The following is a 255-nucleotide window of genomic DNA, read 5'->3' on the forward strand; positions in this document are numbered from 1 at the left end:
CCTAAGACCATTCCTATAATTAGGCTGGTCACGGCAAGCTTAATGGTAACGGTAGCACCGCTCAATAGCAGAGCGCCAAATCCTTGTAAATCAAACACAATTATTCACTCAGTCTCTTTATATTGGCCGCATCCCTCATGTTCTAGTGAATTGACACCCTCGCGCTCCATACGCACCTCTATTGCAATGGCGATATCGAAACGAAAACACGATAGGTTATCTCTAGATACGAGTGGCTTTTAGGAAGTATGCAAT

The 255-nt window shown here is 43.9% G+C and carries 1 pseudogene; it reads right to left on the bottom strand.

The features are described from left to right. Positions 1–98 (bottom strand): annotated as a pseudogene (locus AAEY88_RS14505) (ABC transporter permease); the annotation flags it as partial. Between the last annotated feature and the right edge of the window lie 157 nt (positions 99–255).

The sequence above is a fragment of the Psychrobacter sp. CAL346-MNA-CIBAN-0220 genome (assembly GCF_040309805.1).
Taxonomy (GTDB): Bacteria; Pseudomonadota; Gammaproteobacteria; order Pseudomonadales; family Moraxellaceae; genus Psychrobacter.